Here is a 16,870-nt window from a genome sequence, read left to right on the forward strand (position 1 = left end):
AATGCCCAGGATCTCCCATACCCGGCCCGGTGAGGGCCGCACCCTGCCCCGCCCGGACAGCGATCACGGCTGGCTCCGCACCGTCCGGGACGGGTTTTTCAGCGGCTGGATCAGCGGTGCGATCACAGTTGTTTTTGTAGCGGGCCTTGCCACGATCCTGCCGTCGGTCTGGCGGTGGGCGGTGGCGGATGCTGTCTGGTACACCACGGACCCTTCGGCCTGTCGCGCGGCTTCTGGCGCCTGCTGGGCCGTGGTGGCGGAGAAATATCGCGTCATCCTGTTTGGTACCTACCCCTACGATCAGCACTGGCGCGGGGCGCTCGTGGTCCTGTTCGTCACGGGCTTGGCCGTTCTGAGTTCCGTGCCCCGGTTGTGGTCCGCCCGGCTGTTCGTGGTCTGGGCAGTGGCAGCCGTCACGGTTGCCGTCCTGATGTTCGGCGGCATCTTCGGGCTGCCATATGTGGGCACCAACCAATGGGGTGGTCTGCCGCTGACCATGATCGTCTTCATAACCTCGGTGGTCTTCGGGCTGCCGCTGGCGGTCGTGCTGGCCCTTGGCCGCCGCTCGCATCTACCGGTCATCCGTGCGGTCTGCATCGGCGTGATCGAGATCGTGCGCGGCCTGCCGCTGGTGTCCGTCCTCTTCATGATGATCATCCTCTTGCCGCTGTTCCTGCCAAGCGATCTGACCGTCGACAAGCTCCTGCGCGCGCTCATCGGCATGGTGGTTTTTTTCGGCGCCTACGCGGCGGAGGTCGTTCGCGGGGGTTTGCAGGCGATCCCCGCCGGGCAGTATGACGCGGCCAAGGCGCTTGGACTTGGTTACTGGCCTTCCATGTTCAAAATAATCCTGCCGCAGGCCCTGCGGATCGTGATCCCGGCCCTGATGAACGACATCATCCGCGCCTTCAAGAACACTACTTTCGTGTCCGTCATCGGCATCTTCGACATGCTCGGCGCGACCAAGGCCTCACTCAGGGACGTCGACTGGGTGCGCTATTCCACCGAGGCCTATATCTTTGTCGCCCTTGTGTTTTTCCTCTACTGCTTCGCCATGTCGCGCTACAGCCAATTCATCGAAACGCGTCTCGGCCGGGAGGACACCCGATGACGCAAGCACTCGTCAAGATCGACGGTCTGCAGAAGTGGTACGCGGATTTCCATGCGCTGCGGGATGTGACGCTGCATGTTGGCGCAGGTGAAAGGGTCGTGATCTGCGGCCCCTCGGGGTCCGGCAAGTCGTCACTGGTGCGCTGCGTCAACCGGCTGGAGCCGCATCAGGGTGGCCGGATCGAGGTTGCCGGCACCGTGCTGGATGACAGCCCCGCCGCTGTGCACCGCATTCGTCTGCTGTCGGGCATGGTGTTTCAGCAGTTCAATCTGTTCCCGCATCTCACCGTGCTGGAGAACCTGACACTGGGTCCGATCCATGCCTTGCGCCAGACCGCATCGCAGGCCGAAGCCCATGCGATGCAGCTTCTTGAGCGGGTGCGCGTGGCCGATCAGGCGTTGAAGTTTCCCGGCCAACTGTCTGGCGGTCAGCAGCAGCGCGTTGCCATCGCCCGCGCCCTGATGACCAATCCGCAGCTCTTGCTGTTTGATGAGCCTACATCGTCTCTCGACCCCGAAATGGTTAGTGAAGTGCTCGACGTGATGATCGAACTCGCGCGCGAAGGGGTCACCATGATTGTCGTCACCCACGAGATGGGCTTTGCCCGCGCGGTGGCCGATCTTGTCGTCTTCATGGATCAGGGGGAGGTCGTGGAATCCGCCCCGCCGGCGACCTTCTTTGCCAACCCCGCCAATGACCGCACCAGGCAGTTTCTGGCAAAGCTGGATCTGGCCGCATGAACGCTTTCATTGACCTTTCCAGCGACACCTGCACCCGGCCCGGCGAAGCGATGCGCGCGGCCATGGCCCGCGCAGAGGTGGGCGACGAAAGCAAGCATCGCGACCCGACGGTGACGCATCTATGCGAGCGGGTTGCCGATCTGTTGGGGCAAGAGGCGGCACTGTTTCTGCCATCGGGCACGATGTGCAACAACATCGCCGCGATGGTGCATTGCTCCCCTGGCAGCGAAGTCATCGCTGCCGAGGCCAGCCATGTGGAGACGTCCGAATCCGGCGCGCTTTCCGTCTTTGCGGGGGCTCGGTTGCGGACAATCAGAACAGATGCGGGCGTCTTTACCCCCGCGCAGGTGCGCGACCTGATGCGCAGCGCGAAGGGGACGCGCGCGCCACGGGTGTCGGCCATCTTTGCCGAACAGACCCACAACCGCAGTGGCGGCTCTGTCTGGCCGGCGGAGCGCATCGCGTCACTCGCTGCCTTCGCCAGGGAACACGACATCGCATTCCACATCGACGGGGCGCGGATCATGAACGCCGCCGTCGCATTGGGGTGCGATGCGTCGGACTTCGGCAGACACACGGATTCGGTCTGGATGTCCTTCACCAAGGGGCTGGGGTGCCCCGTAGGGTCTGTGCTGGCAGGATCGACAGGCTTCATTGACGCCGCGTGGGAGTGGAAACACCGCTTTGGGGGCGGTATGCGGCAAGCGGGTATGCTGGCGGCGGGCTGTCTGCATGCGCTCGACCACAATATCGACCGTTTGGCCGAAGACCATGAGAACGCCGCCCTGTTAGCCTCGCGTATCGCCCGGATCGACGGCCTGCGGCTGACACAATCGGCGTTCGAGACCAACATGGTGTTCTTTGAACTGCTCGATGAAGCTGCCGATACCATCACGCTCGCTCGCAAACTGGAAAGCGAGGGCATCCGCATCGGAGTGGAGTCGCCAAGGCTCCTGCGGGCCGTGACCCATATGGATGTGACTGCCAGAGACATTGAGACCGCCGCAGATGCGCTGGCCTGCCTCGTGACCGCATGAGCAGGCCGCATCCCAATTCCCATCTGATTGGCGACCTTCAGGCACGGTCCGCGCTGGCGACACCGGCGCTCATTCTCGATCTGCCTGTGCTAGAGGCCAATCTGTCGACGGGCATGCGGCTGGTCAAAGACGCAGGCAAGGCGTTCCGTCCGCATTTCAAGGCGCACAAGTCGCTCGATATCGCAAGGCGGCAGCTTGAACTCGGTGCCACGGGCATTTGCGTGGCCACCCTGAGCGAAGCCGAAGCCGCGTGTGAGTTGGGGGCCGAACTCCTTCTGACCTCGATTATCTCGACCGACGCCCAGTGCAAACGCATCGCGGCGCTGGCAGCATCTGGAGCGACAATCATTGCCGTGGTCGATCACCCCGACGTGGCTCTGCGGCTTGAATCTGTGCTGCAGGGTACCTGTGGTGCTCTAGACGTCCTCATCGACCTCGACATGCGCCGCGCGCGGTCCGGCTGTGCGACGCCCAAGGCGGCAGCAGAACTTGGGAACTTGGTCAGCGCGTCTCCGACCCTGCGGTTGCGTGGGGTGCAGGCCTATGCCGGCCAGCTGTCGCACATGACATCGTGCAAAGAGAGATCGGCTGCCCATGCCGAGTTTACCAGCCGCCTTGCTGCCTTCAAATTTGCGCTGTCACATATTCTACCCGATGACCCTATCGTTTCGGGCGGTAGCACGGGGTCGATGAACCTCGATCTGTCCGGACCGCTGACCGAGCTGCAGTGTGGCAGCTATGCCCTGATGGATGTCGAGTATCTGAACGTGGAGCCGGGGTGGACCGCTTGGCCGTTCAAGCCCGCCCTGCGGGTGCAGTCGTCAGTGCTGAGCACCCATTGGGACGCGCATGCGATAACGGACGCTGGCGACAAATGGTTCGCAGACAAGTATGGGGCAGCCCCGCGGATTGTCCTCGGCGCACCAGAAACAGCGGTCTTCGAACCCATCAGCGACGAACACGCACGCTTGGTGACTGAGGCCAAGTTGCACCCGGGCGACAGGATCGAATGCTTGCCCCCGCATTGCGACCCGACGATCAATCTCTTTGCCGCCTACCACGTGTTCGCAGGCGAGCAGTTGCGCGACATCTGGCCGATCGAAGCGCGGGGTCTGTAGCTAGTTGTAAGCCGGATAGGCGAGCTTGGGGAAGTGCCGCTATCGAAACTGAAGCCACCTTTGCCACTGGCAGCTCTGAGCCCAAAGTGTAGAATGTTCCGCGACGCACGAATGTCCACTTTGGGCATAGGCGGAGCGGGTGCGGGCACTAATGGGCGAGTTGCGGCACACAATAACTAAGGTTCGCTCCGGCCCTCAAAATAAAGGCACCCTCAAAACAAAGGCCATGGGCGGTATGACAATCTCGTTCAAGCCGACTGTCATTGTAATTCCAGCGCTAAGACACTATATACAGGGTACAAAGTTGTGGTTTTCTTCGGCAGAGGCGTATCGCCTGCCGGAGCGGACGGCTATCTTCTATCATCAAAATTCAACTGTCACGTGCCACATCAAGGCAATGACGTTTGGGAAGGGTGCCGATGTTATCGCGTGCGACTGCATCGGGCTTGCCCTAAGTACATGCAACTTTGACGGCTGCACTGGCCCCAGAACTGGGGTCAGAATGATCAGCGCCACGAACAGCGCGGTGCCAATCGGCACAACGTATATACGCCTCTGACACCAAAACGTGTCAGCGTAAAAATAGTGAGGCGGCGCTTTCTCCGTCAAAGGATCAAAAATGACTTTTCCCGAATGGACTAAGCCAAGCATCTACGGTGCTTTGGTCGGTGCTGTCGCGATTTCTATTATCGGCTTTACTTGGGGGGGCTGGACAACAAACAGCAACGCCCAAGCTATGGCAAAGGACTTTGCGACAGACGAAGTGACGTTGGCCATGGTTCCGCTGTGTCTCGGAACCTCGGCGGCAGATCCCGAACGCACCGAAAAGCTCGCTGTTCTTCAGGGCCTCACCGGCTTTGGCCGTATCAATGCCATGATGGACACAGGGTGGGCGATCCGCCCGGGCTCAGAAGCCTCAGACCGCCGTCTTGCAAGCGCTTGTCTCGCGGGGCTTGAGTTGGATGGGTCATAAATCCAATGCGTCACGACCTTCGTCACAGGCCACTGCCATGAGGCATGGCTTGATAGGTGCCAGATTACCTAGGGGCATTCTCTTCGGACCAATTTTCGCGCTATTGGCCTTTGCGTTGCCTGCGATCGCCCAGACCATGCCTGAAAACGCCCGCGAACAAAGCTATGGCGACGGCTGGGAATGCAACATCGGGTATCGGCTGGCTGGTGACACTTGTGCTGAGATTGTGATCCCGAAAGATGCCTATGAGACAAACCGCACCTATGGGTCCGGATGGGACTGTCACCACGGTTTCAGAAAGGTCGATGGGGCGGCATGCGTTGCAGTTGTTGTGCCCCCAAATGGATTTCTAGACCCTTCTGGCCAGCGCTGGCGCTGCTTGCGTGGTTTTTTCCAAGTTGGCGATAGCTGCCAAGAGGTTGCTGTGCCGGAAAACGGTTATCTAACAGAGACATCCCGCGGGTCTGGGTGGGAATGTGAGCGCGGATTTGAACAGGTGGATGACAGCTGCTCGGCAATTGCGGTTCCGATCAACGGATTTCTGAATGGTACGCGCTACGGTCGACGCTGGTCATGTGAGCGCGGTTTTCTCGAAAAGGATGGTCTCTGCGTGGCCGTCGTCATCCCAGACTTCGCATTTTTTGACGATACATCTTACGGCGAAGGATGGAAATGTCAGAGGGGGTATCAAGCGACTGATACAGGCTGCGAAGCAATCAATATCCCAGAGAATGCCCATCTGGACAGATCTGGAAACCGTTGGGAATGCAACCGGAATTTCCAAAAATCCAGAGAGCTGTGCGTTCTAAATAACTGAGCGCAAGACACCAAATTCCTCGCTTCAACTGTCAGACGGGCGAAAACCTCGCCTTCAAAAAGGACATAAGATGAAATCAGAAATTCACACGGTAGAAACCGGTCGCCGCCCCAACAGCGGTGCTCGGGCGCTCCCCATGACGCGTAACATATCGGCGCAGCCCACTGCCATCACGCAGATCCCGGCGGCGGTTGTCTTTTGCGAGGGCAATTTTGCCAAAATTGATGGCAAGACGGCCAACGGCCTTGTGCGCCATTCAGAAGCCTACAGGATCGTCTCGGTCATCGACAGCAGCCGCAGTGGTGAGAATAGCGGCGACGTTCTTGATGACTTGAGCAACACTATACCCATTCTCAAAGACCTGGATGCCGCCGTCGCCCACGCGACCTTCATGCCTGATACATTTATCTATGGAATGGCTCCATCGACTGGGCGGCTTTCGGCATCTGATCGCGGTGTTGTGCTGGATGCGATCGGACGTGGTATGAACATCGTCTCTGGCCTGCATGAGTACCTGAGCGATGACACCGAAATTGCGCAAGCCGCATTGGAAAATCAGGTCACTGTCCGCGACATCCGTAAACCTAAGCTCAGCAAAGACATGCGGTTGTTCGATGGCAGCGTCGCAAATGTTGAGGCGTTGCGGATCGCTGTTCTTGGCACGGATTGCGCCATCGGAAAGCGGACGACTGCGACGGTTTTGGCCGGTGCATTGAATGCGAAAGGCATCAAGACCGTGCTGGTTGGGACCGGCCAGACGGGTTTGATGCAGGGCGCAAAATATGGCGTGGCCATGGATGCGATCCCGCCCCAATTCTGCTGCGGTGAACTTGAGGGTGCGATTGTCGCCGCCTCGGAGGCCGAGCAGCCCGATGTCATTTTGATCGAGGGTCAAGGCGCACTCAGCCATCCTGCGTTTTGCACATCCGCCTTTATTCTGCGCGGCAGCCAACCCGACGCTGTTATCCTGCAGCACGCTCCAAAACGCGCACATCGCTGTGATTTTCCCAATATGCCAATGCCCACGCCGGCCAGTGAGATTGCTTTGATCGAGGCGTTTTCTGACACCAAGGTCATTGGCGTTACACTCAATCACGAAGGCATGTCCGAGGCAGAGATTACAACCACGATTGCTAGCCAAACTGAAAAGCTGCGCCTGCCGGTAACCGATGCGCTTAGCAGGCCATCGGCACGTTTGTTGGCGATGGTTGTTGCTGCCTATCCCGGTCTGCAGCAACGAACGCCCGTGGCCGCAATTTGAATAGCCCGCGCCTGGAAATTGATCTGCAAAAGATACGCTACAACACACGGACCATTGTCGAGCGGCTGAAGCGACGTGGCATCCGTGTGACGGCAGTGACCAAAGCTGTATGTGGTCATCCGGCTATTGCCCGGGCCATGCTCGACGGTGGCGCCGAGGGGTTGGCTGACGCGCGGTTGACCAATGCAAAGCGGCTCCGCCAGGCAGGAATGACGTGCCCGATCACCCTGATCAGAACGCCGATGCTCAGTCAGGTCGATGACGTGGTGCAGGTTTGTGAAGCGAGCTACAACACAGAAAAAGCGGTGATCGCAGCCTTGGCCGTCGCAGCGCGCCAGCAAAACACGGTTCACGGCGTAATCCTGATGGTCGAATTGGGTGATCAGCGCGAGGGGATCAGGTCACAGGACCTTGGCGCTATGGCGCAGCATGTGGTGGATTTGCCCGGTGTGGCGCTGAAAGGCATTGGGGCGAACTTTGCCTGTCTGAGCGGCATTGCTCCGACTGCGGCGAAAATGCAGGCGCTGACTGCGCTTGCCAATGACATCGAGGGCCAGTGTGGCCCATTCCTTGAAACGGTCTCTGGCGGCAATTCTGCCACCTTGCCTTGGGCGCTTGAGCGACATGCCATTGGCCGGATCAACGATCTGCGCCTTGGAGAAGCGATACTGCTTGGTGTTGACCCGGTCACAGGAGATCAAATTGGCGGCCTGTTTTCAGATGCCTGCACGTTGATCGCCGAAGTCATCGAGGTAGACATTAAGCCGGTGCAACCTTCCGTAAGCCTCGCTGACCACCTAAAGGCAACCATTCAGTCTGCGCCCGACACCTTAGGAACAACGCGGCTTATTCTTGCCGTAGGGCAACAAGATTCGGATATGGCGGGGCTTTCGATGCTTGTTGGCACGACACTTATCGGTGCGACAAGCGATCACCTTATTATCGGTATGAAAGATCCTGCGCTCTGTGTTGGATCGGAAATGCGGTTTCAAATGGATTATGGGGCTTTGATGCGCGCCGCGGCCGCCCCGGATATTCAGATACATTTACGCAATGACCGACCGGCGCACAGCGTACACGGTGCCGGTGGCCCGGTCACATGCTTGGCACCGGTTTGAGCGCGCTGATTTACACGCGCTCAGATGAAACAAGAAGGAGAAACTCAAATGGCAAAGCTGACAAAATCGAGCTTGTTCAAAACGCAAATTCCCAAGGCGGAAACACCGATGGATAAGACCACACGGATCGTGCGAAAATTGGTCGAAGAAGAGACCCAGCAACGACAAGCCAAAAACGACCGTTTGCGGATTGCTCGCCTAGAACACGAAGCCAACACAACGGCAAAGCCGACCCGGTAGTGCACGCCAAATTCTACCCTGATCGCTCATGCCGAAAACACACCTGTTGCCCGTTCCCATCTAACTTCGGGCGCGCTACAACACGCGCAAAGGATCAATTTATGAAGCACGCAGACGAGAGCACATCAAAAATTCACTATATCTGTCAGACATATGTGGAGCAGAAATCCGGTCGCAACAGACAAGCAAGCTTGAAAATTGGTAAGCAATTTCAATATTCAACAGCAGCAGAAGCTCAGAATAGAGCAGAGCGGGAGGCGCTGTCCGAGGATTGCGCTGGTGCGGATGCCTACATGATTGAAGAAGACCCTGACAGTGGCGAAGTCGGATCACCAAACTTCCTTGTCAGGCTTGGAAACGTTCCGGAAATTGACGATCTTTAGAAAACCGCATCAGACAATGGGCCCGCCGACAAGGCCTGCAATGGCCATGAACTGAGTTGTTAGAAAAGCAGACCTTAGCGCAACTGCTGCGAAAGCTCGCTATGTCCGCGTAGCTGACATAGTTGGATCAGCTGGGAATCGTTGCTCACCGGCCATTCGACACCCTATATACATTCTGCATATACATTCTGCGGTCGCAGCCCGCTTTTCGGTCATTCGCTGCATCTGCAAAATTTGGCGCTGCGCGATGCGCGTAGCGATTTGAATATTCCGCCCGCGTTTCGCAGAAACAGTGGGGAAGATTTCCTCAAAACGTCTCAGAAGCTCTATAGGGGTCCCTGCGGAGCTTTCCGATCCTGATCATTCGCGGCACTGGGGTGGGCTTGCCTGGGAAAACCATCTGGTGGGGACCGGAGATGGCTAGGCCCGGCGTGTTGCTTACGGCAGCTTTACGCATGGTGGTCGTGCGGTGAGCTACTTATGGGGTCAATCCCCAATAGGTTTTCCAGAATGTTAGGATCTATGGTATCAAGCCAACCGATTGCGACCAGGCGCGATGATCGGTCGGAGCTGATTTCAAGGGGTCGAACGTCAAGTCGCTGTCCTACGAGCTGCACCTGAAACGCCGTATCGGGCTCCTCAGCCAAACGGACAACGCCTTTGGCGCGCAGACACATGGTTTTTAGCGCGTCTGCAAGATCGTTGAGGCGGGTTTGCGACAAAAGTGGAATGCCATCAAACGAGTAGGTCTCAAACGCCTCCGCATTCACGGTTTCGCAAAAAGGTGCGGCATCGCTTGCCACTTTAAGGCCAGCCGGTTCGATGCACGCGAAAGAAAGCTGCCCATAAGATGTTTTATGCAGATTGACACGGGGGGCGGATCTTGCAAGCAGAGCAGTGATTTCAGACATGCGCTCGCTGTCTACCAAATCGGATTTGTTGACAACGACAAGATCACTTGCCGCTGCATGATCCACGAGGTCTTCGGTGTCTGCATAGTCAAGGCCGCCAAACTGATCGGCGTCCAGAACGTAGACCCGGCTTTGTGCATGCGCGAGGCCCGCTTGGGCAAGGGCTTGAAGGGAGGCGTCCAGCGCCCGCGGGTTGGCCACGCCGCTGGCTTCGATCATGAACGCATCCGGTGGATCGGACCGACAGAACTCTACCATTGACTGGACAAGGTCATCGTTCAGCGAGCAGCACACGCAGCCATTGGATAGCGCTATGCGATCTGCCTCGACCGTTTCGATCAAGTCGTAGTCGATGTTCAAGGCGCCAAAGTCATTCACAAAAACAACAAAACGTCGTCCATCTGCCTGACGCAATAGGTGGTTGATCAGCGTGGTTTTTCCCGCGCCCAGAAATCCACCGAAGGAATAGGTCGGAACAGAATTATCCATCATGCGACCATACCTTTTGCCCGGCAAGCCAGGTTTCGAGCACCTTGATTTCGGCGATGCTATCCTTGGGTTCAGAAAGCGGATTGCGTGCCAGCACTGCGAAATCCGCGTATTTGCCGGGTGTGATCGAGCCCAGCACATCCTCTTTGCAGATCTGATAGGCTGCATCAATTGTGACGGCGCGCAGGGCGGCCTCGACGGTCATCCGTTCATCGGGGCCAACACAACGCCCTTCCTTGGTTTTGCGTGTCATGGCGGCTTGCATCAATTCAAGGCAGGAGGGATCAGTCATTGGTGTGTCCGCATGAAGGGATATGCGCATGCCCTGTGCAGCGGCCGACCCGGCCGGCACGTAATGCGCGGCCCGTTTCGGACCAAACAGAACGTCCTCGATCGGTGCACCCCAATGGGTGATGTGATTGATAAAGAAACTGCCCAACACACCCATGGAGATGCAGCGGTCGATCTGGTCGTCACGCATCAATGCGCAATGTTCCAGACGAAATCGGTGATCGGGCCGGGGGGCCTCGGACAACACCTTTTCCAGCAGATCAAGAACCATATCTATGGTGCGGTCGCCCTGGGTGTGGATGGTCATCTGCCAGCCTTGCGACACATAAGCACGCACCATGTCCTCAAAAAATGCGGCGGGATAGTTTGTTCCCCCGGTGTGACCCGGGGCGAGGCCCATCCGGATCTGCGTCACGTCATTGGTCAGGTAAGGTTTGGTCAGCCAGATATTGCCAATGAAGGGCGATCCGTCGGCATGTATCTTCACGCCAGCCATCCAGAGCCGATCCGGTCCAATATTCATGTCTTCAACAGCCATGTCGGGCGTCACCGCCTGCTGATACGCAGCGATGCGCGGCATCGGCCAACGCTGTTTCAAAGCACGCAGATAGTAGGATTTGTAGAACGGCAGGTAGAGATGCTCTGTCGTGGTTGTGATGCCGTTTGAGATGAACGCGTCAATCGTCGCTTTAAACTCCGAGTTGAGCCGGTCATCTCCCCAGGCTTCGTAAAAGGTCTCAACCGCTTTCCAGGTGATGGCCTCGGCAATCTTACCGGTCGGGTTGCCCTTGGCATCTCGTTCGATCACGGACCCTGTCGGGGTAGGCGTGTCCGGTCCGATCCCGCAGGCGTCAAACCCGGCAGAATTCATGTAAAGCGCATGGCAGTTGGAGGTCTGCACCCCCAGCGGAATGTCCGGAGCCAGCGCGTCCAGCATATCACGGGACAAGGTACGAAACCCCTCGTGAAGCTGCGCATCCAACCCGAAGAACAGCAAATGCTCGCCCAACTGCGCGGCGGCTACACGCCGTTCGATCTTGGCCAGAACAGCATCGAAGGTCGGTACGGTTTCCGCGCGCACGTCCACCACCGGTGCACCGCGCGTCTTGGCCGCCCAGAGAGGATGTGAATGCGCGTCTATTAGGCCAGGAAGCAGAACAGACCCCTGAAGGTCGATCTCTTGCGTGTCGGGAGGAGCGAGACTCCGAGCCGATTGCAAATCACCCACATGCGCAATGCGGTCCCCGGACACCAGCACCGCATCAGGCGCAGGGTGGCCGGGGTCAACCGTCACGATGTCTCCCCCGAAGAAGAGCGTGCTTGCCGTCATTCTCCGGCCACCGCGTAGCTGTCTTTCATCCGACCGGCCTTGGCTTGTGCTGCCAGAAAGTCGTCGTTTGAGAAGAGCGGGATGATCTTGTGATATTTAGACATCCCACTGGCATCAGCCAGCATCATGTTGGCCGCAACCGACGCCATATCCGGCATTTCATAGACGAACATCATGTCGTATTCGCCAAAGGTGCCATAGGCATAGAGCAATTTGCCCCCCATCGCCGCCACAGCGTTCCGGGATGCCTCGGCCCTGTCACTGGGCGTCTGGATCATCGCCGCCTTCTTGTCGTTTTCATATTTGATTAACATCGCTACTGTGACAGTCATCTGCCTTATCTCCGTTTTCCTTGAATGATCCGGTCGAGCATCATGGCGCAGACCAGAATGGCGAGACCGGCCAAAATTCCCTGCCCTTCCGAGGCGTATTGCAGTGCTTCCAGCACGTCCTCTCCCAGTCCCTTGGCTCCGATCAGCGAAGCGATCACCACCATGGCGAGGCTGAGCAGAATAGTCTGGTTGATCCCGGCCATGATTGACGGCATGGCGAGCGGAATATCGACCTTCCACAGCAGATATCGTTTGCTGGCCCCATAGGCCATCGCGGCCTCGCGAACGCTTTCCGGGACGCCCTTGAGGCCCAGTACGGTCAAGCGCACAACAGGCGAGCCGCCAAAGATCATCGTCGCAATAACCGCTGCCGGTTTGCCCGTGCCGAAAAACGCGATGATCGGGATCAGATAGACGAAGGCCGGCATGGTCTGCATGAAATCGAGGATTGGTCGTACAATGGCATAGAGCTTGCTCGACCGCGCACAGGCAATGCCCAGAGGAATGCCAAGCGTGACCGAAATACAGGCGGCGGTGCCCAGAAGCGCAAGGGTCTGCATACTCTTGTCCCAGAACCCCAGGTAACCCAGATAGGCGAGGCCCGCGCCGGTGAAGATGGCCGCCCGCAACCCGGCGCTGAGCCCGGTGAGCAGCAGAATGAAGCCGCACATGACAGGCCAGGGGGTTTCCACGAAAATGGTTTCCAGCGTGTCGAGGACCGACCGGATACAGAAGACCAGTCCGTCAAAGAACCATTCGGACTGGATCGACGCCCGGGTGATCCAAGCCTTAATACTGTCGGCCACGGATGCCTGTATGGACTGGTCCGCAGGAAATCCCTGTAGGGCAGGCACTGCCTCGGGGAAGCCGAACTTGAGTGAGCAGGTCACATAGGTGATCAAGGTCAGGGCTGCGGCAAGCGCTGTTTTGGCAAGGCTGAGTCCGTGCCCAAGGCTCTGATCCGACAGCCATTTGGCAAAGCGCATCTGCAGGGCCGTGTTGGCCAGCACTGCCTGAATTGACTTGATCACCAGAAGGGCGGCCAGGCCCGAAAGCACAAGTGTCAGCGCCTGGGCATTGGCAGCGGCAGCGTCGGCCTTGATCCCTTCAATCGCCCGCTCCAGCGATGCAATAGCATTTTGAAATCCCTCGACCCTGTCAGGATCGTTGTCCTTCGCATCGGCAAGTTGTTCGTAACGCTGCGCCAGCGTCGCCTCGATACCGGGCAGACGGGCCAGGATTGGCGCGCCAAGATCCCCCCATAAACCACGGGCCAATTGCACCACTGCGATGGTTTCAAGTGCGACAAAGGGCAGGAAGTACGCCCAGAGGCTGCGGATCCCATACCAGATCGACCCGAGCAGGAACGCGGCCCAATTCCAGGTGAAAAGAAACCCCCGCTTGTCGCCAATCGCCTTGAACTGGCGGGCATAGTAATTCTCGCTCAACGTGACAAATGCGTTGACCTGCGATCTGCTTCTGGATGTTGCGAGTGGCATATGTTCGGTGGCGTCTGTCATGAATCTTCGGTCCCCAGGATAACCCCGTTCAGGATGTCGTTTCTGGTGATCACTCCACTGGTGCCAATGTCATCATCCTGCACCACGATGGGTCCCGTGCTGTCGGCAGCCTTGACGATGATTTGCCGCAGCGTGTCATTGCCCGAAACCACGGTTTCCTCACCTGTCAGGGGGCCGTGTTCCGCCTCAAACTCAGCCCGGGGACGGGCCAGGGAATGGGCGCGGATCAGGTTGATGCGAGAAATGCCTCCGACAAAATCCATCACATAATCGTCGGCGGGGTTCATTATGATTTCCTCGGGCGTACCGGTCTGCACGATCACCCCATCCTTCATGATGGCAATCCGGTCGCCAATGCGCACGGCCTCTTCCAGATCGTGGGTGATAAACAGAGTCGTTTTATTCATCTGGTTGGCCAGACGCATGAATTCTTCTTGCAACTGGCGGCGAATGAGCGGGTCAAGCGCGCTGAAGGGCTCATCCATCAACAGCACCTCGGCGTCCGCAGCAATGGCCCGAGCCAGACCCACACGCTGCTGCATACCCCCCGACAACTCATGCGCGAATTTCTCGGACCAGTCAGAGAGATCCACAAGCGCCAGCGCGTCCTCTGCCGCCTTCCAGCGTGCGTTCTGCGAATACCCACGGATTTCAAGCGGCATCGCCACGTTGTCGCGCACCGACCGGTGCGGCAGCAGACCGAAGTTCTGAAACACCATGGCGATATGTTCGTTGCGCACTTTCAGCAGCTCTTGTTCGCCCAGCGCCATGATGTCAGTGCCATTGACCACCACCTTGCCGGCGGTTGGCGTCAGCAACCGGTTCACGTGGCGGACAAGGGTGGATTTACCGCTTCCCGATAGACCCATGATGCAGTAAATCTCGCCCCGCCGAACTTGAAAGGTGGCATCGGCCACGCCTACCACACAATCAAATTCTTCATGCACCTGGGGCTTGGTCAGACCGCGCGCCTGAATGGCCTCCATGGCCTCTGCGCTGCGGGTTCCGAAAATTTTCCAGACCCCCTGCAAATCAATGACGGCCTCGTTAGGGTCAAAATTGTCCGGGACTGCGTTCATGCCGCCTCCTGCGCCGTCGATGGACGATGCGCCAATGTTAGGTTTACCAGAGGCAAGCGGGTTGCCGACCGATGGGAGGGGTCGGGCGACAACCCGGGATCCGTCGCAGATCAGTTCAGGCCGAGCCATCCGTCGACGATGTCGGGATTGGCAGCAATCCATTCGCGCGCTACATCTTCGCTGGAGCGCTGCTTGACCACGATCTCATGGGTGAAATTGTTCACTGTCTCGGTGTCCATGTCGATCTTTGCCAGAAACGCCGCCACATCCGGTGTGCGCTGTTCCAGAGATTTGGAATAGCCGACATGGATGGATTTCGGCTCATCTGCGGTTTCGACCTTGGAATTCTCGAACCAGTTCGCGTCCTCGGCTGGCTGCTTCATGTCGTACTTCGCGGGATCGTAGTCAGGCTCCTCAAGCCGAACCATATCGAACACGAACCAGTTGTAATGCGGGGCGTAACAGTAAAAAGCATAGCCTTCGCCCTTGTTGATCGCATCGGAGATCGACGCGGTCGCCACCTCCTCTTCGGCCTCGATCGGCGTGAAGAAATTGGTGATGCCATAGTCCCGCACCTTGACCGAGTTGATCTTGGTAGAGGCCCAGCCCGGCGCACCGACCCAGATGTCTCCCATTCCGTCGCCATCGCGATCCATCAGCGCCGCTGCCTCGGGCGTCGCGAGATCGAACACTGTCTTGATGTTGTTGGCCTCGGCAAATTCGCGCGGCGCACAGAAGGCCGAAAAGCCTTCATAGTTGCCTTCGCTGAGGGCGACAGTCCCATTGGTATCGACATACTCGCTTGTGAAATTCGACTGGTTTGGCAGCCAGACATCAGGATGCACATCAATTTCCCCTTTGCCCCGGTCCATTCCGGCAAAGATGACGGCGTTGGTGCCTGGTACCAGCTCGGCTTGTCCACCCAGTTTATCTTCGATGACTACCTTGATAAGGCCCGCCATGGCGCGCCCGCTGGCCCAGTTCGGCTCGGCCACGCGAACTACTTCCTGCGTGTAGGCCCCGGTCGCTGTTGTCAGCGATAGTGTCGCGGAGAGTGCAAATGTCTTGAACGTCGTCATTGAGGTCTCCCTGATTTTTCAACTAACATGTCAACATCTGCATCTTAACATGTCAATATAATAATGTCAGATCGCCTTGCTAACATGTCATTCCAAAGTCTATGTTTCTGAAAACAGAGCAACCTCCCGGGACCCGCAGATGCCTAGCGAAGCGATGAACAAGATCATAACGATGCCCTTGAAAGACGAAGCTTTTCAGGATCTTGAGCGCATGATCGTTAATGGCGAGCTTGCACCGGGCCAGTGGGTTTCGGAAACTGATCTGATCGAGGCTTCGGGGCATACCCGTGCACCGGTCAGGTCAGCCATTCAGCGGCTTGCAGACGAAGGGTTGCTGAGAATCGTTGCCCGAAGGGGTGCGCAGGTATGTCCGATTGACCATACTGAACAGTTCCGGTCCCTAGAGCTGCGCCGTGTTGTTGAAAGACTCGTTGCCCGATCGGCGGCCGAACGGGCAACCGACGCACAACGCCGCGAGCTTTCGGAGATCGCCGACGGGTTTCGCGCGGTGGGTACAACGGGTGATCAGGCGGCGATGACCGAGCTTGACGCAAGATGCTTTGCCCTGCTCATCACGGCTGCAGACAATAAATTTGCGGCACGCTCACTTACATCAGTAAAAGGGTTGTCGCGCCGGTTCTGGGTGCTCAACCAAGAACGTCATGGCGACATCCACCAGATGTTCAATGCCCATGCTGCTGTGGCGGACGCCGTGAGCAAAGGGAACGGAGACGCCGCAGCCATCGCGGTGGATAGTCTGATTGACTATGTCGAAGAGTTCACGCTTCGGGTTATCGGATTTCGATCTTCAAAAGCGTGAACGAAACTGTCTGACGTCAGCGCCTATGGGTCCAAATAGCGTTATTTGCTAAGAGAGTGTTTGTTGCTCATCGTATCCACCGAGGAGTGGAAGATGAGAAAGACAACGAAGAGCCCCGGCGAGAAGTGGACCTGTCGCGTTTTTGTGCCGCCCCATGTGCTCGTTTAGGCTACTTTCCGTTCGAAAGCGACCGGGCTTTTCCAGCCCAATGCTGAGTGCCG

Annotated in this window: 17 protein-coding genes; 11 read left to right on the forward strand and 6 right to left on the reverse strand. The window is 57.9% G+C overall.

Translation table 11 applies throughout. From position 1 onward, the window contains the following. The first annotated feature begins 1 nt into the window (after nt 1). From BUA39_RS05220 to BUA39_RS05270, 10 genes are all read left to right on the forward strand, one after another. Nucleotides 2-1,111: an amino acid ABC transporter permease gene (locus tag BUA39_RS05220; RefSeq protein WP_072791570.1), complete on the forward strand. Its 1,110-nt coding sequence runs from the start codon at nt 2-4 to the stop codon at nt 1,109-1,111. Beyond that, nucleotides 1,108-1,851: an amino acid ABC transporter ATP-binding protein gene (locus tag BUA39_RS05225; protein WP_072791572.1), complete on the forward strand. Its 744-nt coding sequence runs from the start codon at nt 1,108-1,110 to the stop codon at nt 1,849-1,851. The genes BUA39_RS05220 and BUA39_RS05225 overlap by 4 nt, the downstream gene beginning before the upstream one ends. Continuing rightward, nucleotides 1,848-2,888, forward strand: a complete 1,041-nt coding sequence (locus BUA39_RS05230; RefSeq protein ID WP_072791573.1) for a threonine aldolase family protein — start codon at nt 1,848-1,850, stop codon at nt 2,886-2,888. Before BUA39_RS05225 ends, BUA39_RS05230 begins: the two co-directional genes overlap by 4 nt. After that, the gene (locus tag BUA39_RS05235; RefSeq protein WP_072791575.1) at nt 2,885-4,006 is read left to right on the forward strand and encodes an alanine racemase; all 1,122 of its coding nucleotides are present in this window, start codon (nt 2,885-2,887) and stop codon (nt 4,004-4,006) included. Before BUA39_RS05230 ends, BUA39_RS05235 begins: the two co-directional genes overlap by 4 nt. Before the next feature lie 619 nt (nt 4,007-4,625). Beyond that, nucleotides 4,626-4,979, forward strand: coding sequence for a hypothetical protein (locus BUA39_RS05245; RefSeq protein WP_072791578.1), 354 nt, complete (start codon nt 4,626-4,628; stop codon nt 4,977-4,979). A gap of 115 nt (nt 4,980-5,094) precedes the next feature. Next, nucleotides 5,095-5,796: a hypothetical protein gene (locus tag BUA39_RS05250; protein WP_242648533.1), complete on the forward strand. Its 702-nt coding sequence runs from the start codon at nt 5,095-5,097 to the stop codon at nt 5,794-5,796. Between the two features lie 136 nt (nt 5,797-5,932). Continuing rightward, on the forward strand, nt 5,933-7,057 hold the full coding sequence (locus BUA39_RS05255; RefSeq protein ID WP_242648534.1) for an N-acetyltransferase DgcN family protein: 1,125 nt from the start codon (nt 5,933-5,935) through the stop codon (nt 7,055-7,057). Next, nucleotides 7,054-8,175, forward strand: coding sequence for an alanine/ornithine racemase family PLP-dependent enzyme (locus BUA39_RS05260; RefSeq protein WP_072791583.1), 1,122 nt, complete (start codon nt 7,054-7,056; stop codon nt 8,173-8,175). The genes BUA39_RS05255 and BUA39_RS05260 overlap by 4 nt, the downstream gene beginning before the upstream one ends. 48 nt (nt 8,176-8,223) lie before the next feature. Beyond that, nucleotides 8,224-8,415 (forward strand): hypothetical protein, encoded by a 192-nt coding sequence (locus BUA39_RS05265; protein ID WP_072791585.1) that lies wholly within the window; start codon nt 8,224-8,226, stop codon nt 8,413-8,415. 101 nt (nt 8,416-8,516) lie between these two features. Next, nucleotides 8,517-8,798, forward strand: coding sequence for a hypothetical protein (locus BUA39_RS05270; protein ID WP_072791587.1), 282 nt, complete (start codon nt 8,517-8,519; stop codon nt 8,796-8,798). Nucleotides 8,799-9,247: 449 nt separating this feature from the next. Here BUA39_RS05270 and BUA39_RS05275 read toward each other — a convergent pair whose 3' ends face one another. The 6 genes from BUA39_RS05275 to BUA39_RS05300 all read right to left on the reverse strand — a co-directional run bounded on the left by BUA39_RS05275 (nt 9,248) and on the right by BUA39_RS05300 (nt 15,829). After that, on the reverse strand, nt 9,248-10,201 hold the full coding sequence (locus BUA39_RS05275; protein ID WP_084604713.1) for a CobW family GTP-binding protein: 954 nt from the start codon (nt 10,199-10,201) through the stop codon (nt 9,248-9,250). Then, nucleotides 10,191-11,819, reverse strand: coding sequence for an amidohydrolase (locus BUA39_RS05280; protein ID WP_072791590.1), 1,629 nt, complete (start codon nt 11,817-11,819; stop codon nt 10,191-10,193). Before BUA39_RS05280 ends, BUA39_RS05275 begins: the two co-directional genes overlap by 11 nt. Further along, on the reverse strand, nt 11,816-12,151 hold the full coding sequence (locus tag BUA39_RS05285) for a GYD domain-containing protein (RefSeq protein WP_084604715.1): 336 nt from the start codon (nt 12,149-12,151) through the stop codon (nt 11,816-11,818). The genes BUA39_RS05280 and BUA39_RS05285 overlap by 4 nt, the downstream gene beginning before the upstream one ends. Before the next feature lie 5 nt (nt 12,152-12,156). Further along, nucleotides 12,157-13,671 carry an ABC transporter permease gene (locus BUA39_RS05290; protein WP_072791594.1) on the reverse strand — a complete coding sequence of 505 codons (1,515 nt, stop codon included), beginning with the start codon at nt 13,669-13,671 and terminating at the stop codon, nt 12,157-12,159. Then, the gene (locus BUA39_RS05295; protein WP_072791758.1) at nt 13,668-14,750 is read right to left on the reverse strand and encodes a quaternary amine ABC transporter ATP-binding protein; all 1,083 of its coding nucleotides are present in this window, start codon (nt 14,748-14,750) and stop codon (nt 13,668-13,670) included. The genes BUA39_RS05290 and BUA39_RS05295 overlap by 4 nt, the downstream gene beginning before the upstream one ends. Nucleotides 14,751-14,860: 110 nt before the next feature. Beyond that, nucleotides 14,861-15,829 (reverse strand): ABC transporter substrate-binding protein, encoded by a 969-nt coding sequence (locus BUA39_RS05300; RefSeq protein WP_072791596.1) that lies wholly within the window; start codon nt 15,827-15,829, stop codon nt 14,861-14,863. Between the two features lie 139 nt (nt 15,830-15,968). Between BUA39_RS05300 and BUA39_RS05305 the strand changes: the two genes are divergently transcribed. Continuing rightward, on the forward strand, nt 15,969-16,649 hold the full coding sequence (locus BUA39_RS05305) for a GntR family transcriptional regulator (RefSeq protein WP_072791598.1): 681 nt from the start codon (nt 15,969-15,971) through the stop codon (nt 16,647-16,649). The last annotated feature ends 221 nt before the right edge of the window (nt 16,650-16,870 follow it).

Source organism: Cognatishimia maritima, assembly GCF_900129685.1.
In the GTDB taxonomy this organism is placed as follows: domain Bacteria; phylum Pseudomonadota; class Alphaproteobacteria; order Rhodobacterales; family Rhodobacteraceae; genus Cognatishimia; species Cognatishimia maritima.